8 protein-coding genes are annotated in these 7,802 nt (G+C 66.5%); 2 read left to right on the top strand and 6 right to left on the bottom strand.

Annotation, left to right across the window (positions count from 1 at the left end; translation table 11 throughout):
* From wecB to CBW50_RS27540, 4 genes are all read right to left on the bottom strand, one after another.
* The coding region (gene wecB / locus CBW50_RS27555) for a non-hydrolyzing UDP-N-acetylglucosamine 2-epimerase (protein WP_086148451.1) at nucleotides 1-1,085 on the bottom strand (1,085 nt) is incomplete at its 3' end.
* Between the two features lie 9 nt (nucleotides 1,086-1,094).
* On the bottom strand, nucleotides 1,095-2,630 hold the full coding sequence (locus CBW50_RS27550) for a TIGR03016 family PEP-CTERM system-associated outer membrane protein (RefSeq protein WP_086148450.1): 1,536 nt from the start codon (nucleotides 2,628-2,630) through the stop codon (nucleotides 1,095-1,097).
* On the bottom strand, nucleotides 2,614-3,468 hold the full coding sequence (locus CBW50_RS27545) for an XrtA-associated tyrosine autokinase (RefSeq protein ID WP_086148449.1): 855 nt from the start codon (nucleotides 3,466-3,468) through the stop codon (nucleotides 2,614-2,616). The genes CBW50_RS27550 and CBW50_RS27545 overlap by 17 nt, the downstream gene beginning before the upstream one ends.
* Before the next feature lie 20 nt (nucleotides 3,469-3,488).
* Nucleotides 3,489-5,018, bottom strand: coding sequence for an XrtA system polysaccharide chain length determinant (locus tag CBW50_RS27540; RefSeq protein WP_086148448.1), 1,530 nt, complete (start codon nucleotides 5,016-5,018; stop codon nucleotides 3,489-3,491).
* Between the two features lie 250 nt (nucleotides 5,019-5,268).
* On the opposite strand from CBW50_RS27540, the gene CBW50_RS27535 reads away from it, so the two are divergent.
* Together CBW50_RS27535 and CBW50_RS27530 are read left to right on the top strand one after the other, a co-directional pair.
* Entirely contained in the window at nucleotides 5,269-5,892 is a 624-nt protein-coding gene (locus CBW50_RS27535; protein WP_086148447.1) for an XrtA/PEP-CTERM system exopolysaccharide export protein, read from the top strand.
* A 198-nt stretch (nucleotides 5,893-6,090) separates the two neighbouring features.
* Nucleotides 6,091-6,837, top strand: a complete 747-nt coding sequence (locus tag CBW50_RS27530) for a long-chain N-acyl amino acid synthase (protein ID WP_086148446.1) — start codon at nucleotides 6,091-6,093, stop codon at nucleotides 6,835-6,837.
* A gap of 4 nt (nucleotides 6,838-6,841) precedes the next feature.
* On the opposite strand, the gene CBW50_RS27525 is transcribed toward CBW50_RS27530, so the two are convergent.
* Complete coding sequence (locus tag CBW50_RS27525; RefSeq protein ID WP_086148445.1) at nucleotides 6,842-7,612, bottom strand: serine protease; 771 nt, start codon at nucleotides 7,610-7,612, stop codon at nucleotides 6,842-6,844.
* Nucleotides 7,609-7,802, bottom strand: a 194-nt coding sequence (locus CBW50_RS29615; RefSeq protein ID WP_172404920.1) for a hypothetical protein, incomplete at its 5' end; no start/stop codon positions are given. The genes CBW50_RS29615 and CBW50_RS27525, both read right to left, overlap by 4 nt.

Raw genomic sequence — 7,802 nt, 5'->3', positions numbered from 1 at the left:
CACAGCGCGGGCAGGCGGCCCCGCTTGCCGCCCGTGTCCAGCGTGGCGCGCGCCAGCGCCACGATGGCGGCCGGGTCGGTGCCGGCCAGCGTATTGGTGCCCTCGCTGATGGTGGCGGGCCGCTCCGTGTTGTCGCGCAGGGTCAGGCACGGCACATGCAGGGCCGTGGTTTCTTCCTGGACGCCGCCCGAATCGGTGAGCACGAGGCGGGCGCCGCGCATCAGGCCCAGCATTTCCAGGTAGCCCAGCGGCGGCAGGCAGACGATGGCGTGGCGCGCCAGCAGCGCGTCCAGTCCCGCCTGCTGCAGGGTGGCGCGCGTGCGCGGGTGGACGGGAAACAGCAGCGGCAGCTGGCTGGACAGGCCGCCCAGCGCCTGCAGCAGGGCGGCCAGACGGGCGCCGTCGTCGACGTTCGCGGGCCGGTGCAGCGTCAGCAGTCCGTAGGCGGGCGGGCAGGCGTGGCCGTGCGCGCGCAGGGTGGCGGCCGGGTCGACGGCGCGCGGCAACTGCTGCCGCAGGCTGTCGATCATGACGTTGCCGGCGAAGTGGATGCGCTCGTCCGCGACGCCTTCGCGCAGCAGGTTGGCGCGCGCCCCGTCCTCGCTGGTAAACAACAGGTCGGCCAACTGGTCCGTCAGCACGCGGTTGATTTCCTCGGGCATGCGCCGGTCGCCGCTGCGCAAGCCCGCTTCGACGTGGATCACGGGCGTGCCCCGCTTGGCCGCCACCAGCGCGCAGGCCAGTGTGGAATTGACGTCGCCCACCACCAGCACGGCGTCGGGCGCGCGCGGCAGCTCGCGCAGCACGGTGTCGAAGCGGCTCAGGATATCGGCCGTCTGCTGCGCGTGGCTGCCGGAACCCACGTCCAGGCTGACATCGGGCGCGCGCATGCCCAGGTCGGCAAACACCTGGCCGCTCATGGCCGGATCGTAATGTTGGCCGGTATGCAATAAGGTCACGCGCGGCGCGGGCGCCTGCCGCGCCAGCGCGGACAGGATGGGCGCCATTTTCATCAGGTTGGGACGCGCGGCCACCACGCACAGCAGGTGCGCGGGCGCGGCGGAGAGCGGGGCGTGATCCGGCATGCGGCCTCCCTAGAATTGCATGGTGAGCGTGGCGCTGACGCCGTTTTCGCGGTAGCCGCCGCCCCGGTTGCTGGTGTGGAGCGTGTGGCGCAGGTCGATGCTGGCCGTCACTTTGCGTTGCAGGATGCGGGTATAGCCTGCCGTCACGGTGGCGTTGCCGTCGCGCCGGGTAGTGCTCAGCGAGCGCGTGCCGGCATAGCCGGCGCTGACGTTGACGCTGCTGCGCGAGGACGCCTGCCAGCTCCAGCCGACGTTGCCGCCGATCTGGCGCGTGCGGTCTTCGCTGCCGAATTCCACGTCCGGCAGCAGGCCGCTGTCGATGCCGCTGGCCGTCTGCGCCGTGCGGTCGACGGCGGTGATGCCGACCAGCAGCGTGCTTTTTGCCGTCGCGCGCGCCATCGTCAGCTTGGCCTGCTTTTGCAGGAAATAGCGGTGGCTGAAATAGTTGATGGCGCCCAGCTCCGGCCCCAGCCCGTTGGCGTAGCGCAGGAAGGCGTTGATGCGCAGGCGCCGGTCCATCGCGTTGGGAAAGATGCCGCGCCATAGCTGGTCGAGCAGGGCGGCCGCGTCGCGGTTGCCCAGGCGCATGAATTGCGCGGGCATGGTGGTGATGTTTTCGCTGTAGCTCGCCTGCCAGCTGGTGTGGCGCTGCATGAAGCTGGCGTCCAGGCTGTAGGTATGGCCGAAGAAGCGCTTGCCCGTGCTGAAGGCCACGCTGGTGCGCGGCGACGGCGTCCACACGCCGCCCAGGGTCCAGAAGCGTCCCTGCGGCGCCTTGCCCGAGCTCGATTCATAGCCTTCCTTTTCCGTGCCGGCGCTGGCCGTGGCCGCCCATTTGCTGCTGAACGGATAGCGCAGGCCGGCGCTGCCGCGCTCCATGCGCTGCGTCGCCAGCTTGCTGTCCTGCGTGCGGCGCACGTCGTAGCTGGCGTTCCAGGTCCAGCCGCCGGCGCGCGGTTCGCCGCTGAGCAGCAGTTGCGCTTCGTCGCTGTGCACGGACAGCAGGTCGCCGCCGCTGTCGACCGTATTGCGCGTGTAGCGCAGCTCGGCCGTGGCCAGGCTGCGGAAGCGGTGGCGCATGTACGGGCTGATGCTGGTGGTGCGCACCGTGCTTTCATTCTGCGTGCCGGGCAGGTCGTCGATAACCTGCGGGCCGAACGGCGAGATGCTGCGCCGGCTGACGCCGGCGGCCGCATCGACAAAGAACCAGTCCTTGACCAGTTCGGCGTCGGCCCCGGCGTCCAGCTGATGCTGGTCCGTATCGGCGCGGCGCAGGTACAGCAGCTTGTGCCAGCTGTAGTCGAGGTGGACGCGCAGGCGCGGGCCGCTGCCGACGAGGGCGATGGCGGGCGCGATCTCGGTGATGAAATCGGACTGCGCCTGGCCGGGCGGCGCGCGCAGCGCATTGTCGGTATAGCTTTCGCGCAGGCGCAGCGACGGCTGCACCAGCCAGTCGACGGCGCAGGCCGGCGCGGGGAGCAGCAATAGCAGCAAGGACAGCAGCGGCGGGGTCGGCGGCGCGCGGCGGCTAGTCGTAATAGCCATAATAATCGTTGGCGGCGAACGATTTGGTCTTGTTGTAGATCAGATGGATGTGTTCGCACGATTCGATCTGGCGCAGCGCTTCCTTGACGGCGTGCTGGGTCGTCGTTTCCGCCTCGACCACCATCACCACTTGCCCCATCTGCCCCACCAGCGCGTGCGCTTCGCTGGTGATCAGCAGGGGCGGCGAGTCGAAGACGACGATGCGGTCGGCGTAGCGGCTGGCGATCTCGGCCAGCAGCCGGCTCATGGCGCGGCTGGCCAGCAGTTCCGTCGCATGCCGGTTGCTGCGTCCGGCGGGCAGGATGCTCAGGTTGGCCACGTTGGTCTTCAGGATCACGTCGGCCATGGCCAGCTGCGGGTCGAGCAGCACGTCCATCAGGCCCGGTTCCGGCGCCAGGCCCAGCACTTTGAGCACGGACGGGCGCGCCACGTCGGCGTCGACCAGCAGCACCGTGATGTCCATTTCCATGGCGATGCTCATGGCCAGGTTGATGGCGCAATACGTCTTGCCTTCGCCCGGCATGGCGCTGGTGACGACGATCAGGTTGCCGTGGCGGATGGCGTCGGCGCCGCTGGCGCGCGCCTGGCGCAGCAGCGGGCGCTTGATGATGCGGAAATCCTCGGCCACGGCGCTGCGTCCGCCGTCGTGCGTGAGCATGCCTTGCTCCTGCAGCCGGGCCAGGTTCAGGGCGCGGTAGCGGGGATTGGCGGCGGCCGCCGCGTCTTCGCCGCCGGCGCCGGCCGCGCTGTCCGGGCCGTACGGCACGGCGGCCTCGGCCACGCCCAGGATGATCGGTTCCTGCCTGCCGCTGTCCGTGCTGCGCTCCTTGCTGCTCATCGTGGCTCCCGTGGCGTCGTCTAGAATTTCAGCAGCGCGGCCGTCATGACCCCGCCGTACAGCACGAACAGGCTGCCCAGGCAGGCGCCGAAGCCATAGCGGGCGCGGCGGCGGCGCACCTGCTGCAGGGCCGTCCAGTTCATCGCGACCGTGCCCAGCACGCTCAAGCCCGTCGCATCGCGCAGTTCGGCCGGGCTGAGGAAGGTGGGGCGCACCTGGCTGATCAGCAATGCCGTGGCGACGCCGGCCACCAGGGCCGCGCCCAGCGCCGCGCTGAACAGCAGGGGACGGTTCGGCCCGACGGGCTTGTACTGCACCGTGGGCGGATCGATGATCTTGAAGGCCATCATGTCCGTGGTGGAGCTCAGTTCGCCCGACAGCTTGGCCGCTTCGCGCCGGCCGATCAGCTTTTCATAGTTTTCCTTGTTGATGATGTAGTCGCGGTTGAGCTGGGCCAGCTGCGACTCCACCTCGGGCACGGCATTGCTTTGCGCCAGCAGGCGCTCGTTGCGCGCGTTGTATTCCTGCACGCGGGCCTTGATGGCCGCCACCTTGGCGTCCGCATCCGTCAGCGCCACTTTCAGCTGCTGCAGCATGGGGCTGTAGTTCTTGCCCGGGTCGCCGGACGCCGCCTTGACCTTGCTTTCCTCGATCTTGCGCTCTTCCAGCTGGGCGACGAGGCGCTTCGAGGCGATGATGTCGGGATGCAGCTCCGTGAACTGCATGCGCAGGTTGTCGAGGTTCTTGTTGAGCGTGGCGATGCGCTCGTCGAGTTCGGGATTCGTGATGGACGCCGCGTTCGGCTCCATGTCCAGCACCGGCTCGTCGCCCTCGATCTGGCTCTGGATGGCCTTGCGCGCCTGCTCGGCCTCGAGCAGTTCCAGCTTGGCGTTGTTCAGGCTGTCGGACGACATCAGCAGCTGGCTGCCATAGTCGATGCCCTGGCGCGGCAGCAGCAGGTTGTTGCGGATCTTGAATTCCTTGACCAGGTTTTCCGCCGCGCTCAGCTTGTCCTCGTAATTCTTGATCTGTTCGTCGATGAATTGCACCGCCTTCTGCGAATCGCCCTTCTTGCCCTGGAAGCTGCCTTCGACGAAGATGGTGAGCAGGCTTTGCACGACGTCGCGCACGAGTTTCGGGTCGCGCCCGCTGTAGCTGATGGTGTAGATGTCGTAGGCGTTGGTGCCCGTGATCTTGATGTTGCTCATCAGCTCGTCGAGCCGCGCCTCGTGCTCGCGCACGGTCTTCGAATCGAGGTCGAGGTCGACCATGCGCATGACGCGCTCGACGTTGGGGCGGCTGAGCAGGGTGCGGCTCATGATGGCCACCTGCTGCTCCGCGTTCGGCACGCTGGTCATGCCGGCCATCAGCGGCTTGAGGATGGTTTGCGTATCGACAAACACGCGGGCCGACGTCTGGAAGTCGTCGGGCAGGCTGATCACCTTGATGAAGCCGGCGATGGCCACCAGCCAAGCCACGAGCACCGCATGCCAGCGGTATTTCCAGATGCCTTTCAGGCTGGAAAGCAGCTGCTGTATCAGTTCCTCCATGTCGCTTCCTTCGGATGACGGTGCTTCGTGGTAGATGGGCCCAAGGCGCGCACGCTCCGGCGCGCGGCGGAAAATGCTTGCCGGGTACGCAAAGTATATGGCGGCTGTTGAGTAAGATTTCCCGAAATGATTGCTTCTTGATACGCCTCAAGGTTCGCTTGCCAGGTTTTCATAATCATAGGAACTTCGCGGCCCAGGCTGCTTCTGCGCGGCCGGCCATGGACGCGCCATCGACTCGAAGAGGCCCCGCATGAATCCGTTTCGCCGTGTATTTGTCCGCAACACGCTGGTGCTCGCCTGCGCCGCCGGCCTGCTGGGCGCCTGCCGCGCGCGCTACCCGCTGGCCCCCGCCGACGACAGCGCCCCCATGCACGACTACCTGATCGGGCCGGGCGACTCCGTCAACATCATCGTCTGGCGCAATCCGGAAGTGTCGCTGACGGTGGCCGTGCGGCCCGACGGCAAGATCACCACGCCGCTGGTGGAAGACCTGGCGGCCAGCGGCAAGACCTCGACCCAGCTGGCGCGCGATGTCGAGCAAGCCTTGAGCAAGTTCATCCAGCAGCCCGTGGTGACGGTGATCGTCACCAATTTCTCGGGGCCGTATGGCGAGCAGATCCGCGTGATCGGCGAGGCGGCCAAGCCGCAGGCGCTGCCGTACCGGCTCGGCATGTCGCTGATGGACGTGCTCATCGCTGTGGGCGGCATCACCGATTTCGCCGCCGGCAACAAGGCCAGCATCATCCGCATGCGCGACGGCAGCCAGCAGCAGCTGGGCGTGCGCCTCGATGATTTACTGAAGAACGGCGATATTTCCGCGAATGTCATGATGCGGCCCGGCGACGTGCTCCTGATACCGGAGAGCTTTTTCTAAATCGGCAACATCGATATCAAAACAGCATTTTGTGTGTAATTTTGTACTTGCGGGCAAATTTAAGCGTGTAATTTTGCTATGAAATAGCCCATTTCTTCTGTTTTTTTTGCCCGGAGTGGGAACTTCTCCACTTTTCCTCTTGTCACAAGGCATTGGCTTCAGTCCGTCTCGACGGCGGCCGATGAACGTGAGGACAAGATGAGCTTTGAAGACGAACCCATAATTTCCTTCGACACGCCCGGCGCATTCAGCGACCTGGTGGTGGGTGAAGGCAAGATCGATCCGGCCATGGAACACGAGCTGGACCTGCAGCGCTTTCATATCCGCATGGCCAATTCGCGCGGACGGCGCGAGGCGGCCAGCCTGCTGATCCGCAAGATGTACGGCTGGCGCGGCTATGCCGTCGATCCCGGCACCGCGCATGCGCTCAACAAGATCACCCTGTTCGCGGAAACGGCCGGCACCACCGTGGGCACCATGACCCTGTGCCTGGACAATGACGAGACCGGCTTGCCGGCCGACGAGAATTTCCGCGACAAGCTCGACGTGCTGCGCGAAGAGGGCCGCCGCCTGTGCGAACCGTCGCGCCTGGCCATCGACAAGGGCGTGAGCAAGCGCGTCTTCGCGGCGCTGATTCATATTTCCTACATCTATGCCCACAATATCCACGGCTTCACGGATTACGTCATTGAAGTCAATCCGCGCCACGTGGTGTTCTACAAGCGCATGCTGGGCTTCCAGGACTTCGGCGGCGAGCGGGAGTGTACGCGCGTGGGCGCGCCGGCCGTGCTGCTGCGGCTCGATCTCGACTACATGGGCGCGCAGATCCGCAAATACGGCGGCTTGATGGAACAGCATGGGGGTGAACGGTCGTTTTACCCCTTTTTTTTTCCAACATGGGATGAGCCTGGTATTACCGACCGCTTGCGGCAAGGGCGCAACTGAACGCTCATTTGTTTTTCAATAAGATCGCCTGCATGTGGTTGCCCGGGATCGCGTAGGTGATGCCGCTGGGGGCGCTGATGGCCGTTTCCTTCAGGCCCTTGACCCAGACCATGTTGACGATGCCGTAGACGAGACCAGTCTCGGGATCGAACAGGGGGCTGCCGCTGCTGCCCGGATACGCCGTCGCGTCCAGCTGGAATACGGTGTACGGCGCCTTTTGCAGCTGCGCCAGGCGCCGCGTGTCGAGCCGCTGCGCGTTTTCGCTGGGCATGACGACGGGCGTGAGCGAGGACACGGTGGCGCGGTGCGTCACGTGGTGCAAGCCCAGCAGCATGCCCAGCGGGAAGCCCGTGAAGGCCATGGCCTGGCCTTCGCGCACGCTGGCCGCGTCGCCCAGCGCCAGGGCCGGCAGCGGCGCGCCGGCCAGGCGCAGCAGGGCCAGGTCGTGCTCGGTGTCGATGGACAGCACTTGCGCGGGGCGGAATTGCGCCGCCTCGCCCTGGCCCGTGAGGATGCCGATGACTTCGTTCGCGTTCGCGTCCAGCAGCTTCTGGATCACGTGGGCGCAGGTCAGCACGCTCAAGCCGTCGCCCGCGACGAAGCCCGTGCCGATGAAATTCATCGGCGGCGTGCGCGTCTTTTGCAGGCTGCCCACGCCGACGACGGAGGGCTTGACCCTGGCGATCACTTGCGCCAGCGTTGCGTCGGCGCGGCACGGCGCAGCGGCAAGGCACAGCGCCAGGCAGAACAGTAACGGAAACAGCCGTGTTTTCATGGGGGCGCCCTTTCGGCGGGGTGGGATGGCAAGGGCTGCAGCAGGGTACCCAGCAGCATCAGGTAGTACAGCAGGGCGATGCGCGGCACGTCGAGCAGGCTGTCGAACAGGCCGACGACGAGAAAGCCGGCCAGCGCGGCGCCGCAGGCCAGGGCGCCGCAGCGGCCCTGGCGGGCCTGGCGTTGCGCGC

This window comes from Janthinobacterium sp. GW458P (assembly GCF_002127585.1).
Classification (GTDB): Bacteria; Pseudomonadota; Gammaproteobacteria; order Burkholderiales; family Burkholderiaceae_D; genus Janthinobacterium.
Note: the sequence above shows the minus strand (reverse complement) of the source record. Positions and strands in the feature narration are given on the sequence as shown.

What these genes read in the sequence shown, in the direction of transcription:
- CBW50_RS27550 (WP_086148450.1), bottom strand. Translation starts at nt 2,630, where the DNA reads ATGGCTATTACGACTAGCCGCCGCGCGCCGCCGACCCCGCCGCTGCTG.
- CBW50_RS27545 (WP_086148449.1), bottom strand. Translation starts at nt 3,468, where the DNA reads ATGAGCAGCAAGGAGCGCAGCACGGACAGCGGCAGGCAGGAACCGATC.
- CBW50_RS27540 (WP_086148448.1), bottom strand. Translation starts at nt 5,018, where the DNA reads ATGGAGGAACTGATACAGCAGCTGCTTTCCAGCCTGAAAGGCATCTGG.
- CBW50_RS27535 (WP_086148447.1), top strand. Translation starts at nt 5,269, where the DNA reads ATGAATCCGTTTCGCCGTGTATTTGTCCGCAACACGCTGGTGCTCGCC.
- CBW50_RS27530 (WP_086148446.1), top strand. Translation starts at nt 6,091, where the DNA reads ATGAGCTTTGAAGACGAACCCATAATTTCCTTCGACACGCCCGGCGCA.
- CBW50_RS27525 (WP_086148445.1), bottom strand. Translation starts at nt 7,612, where the DNA reads ATGAAAACACGGCTGTTTCCGTTACTGTTCTGCCTGGCGCTGTGCCTT.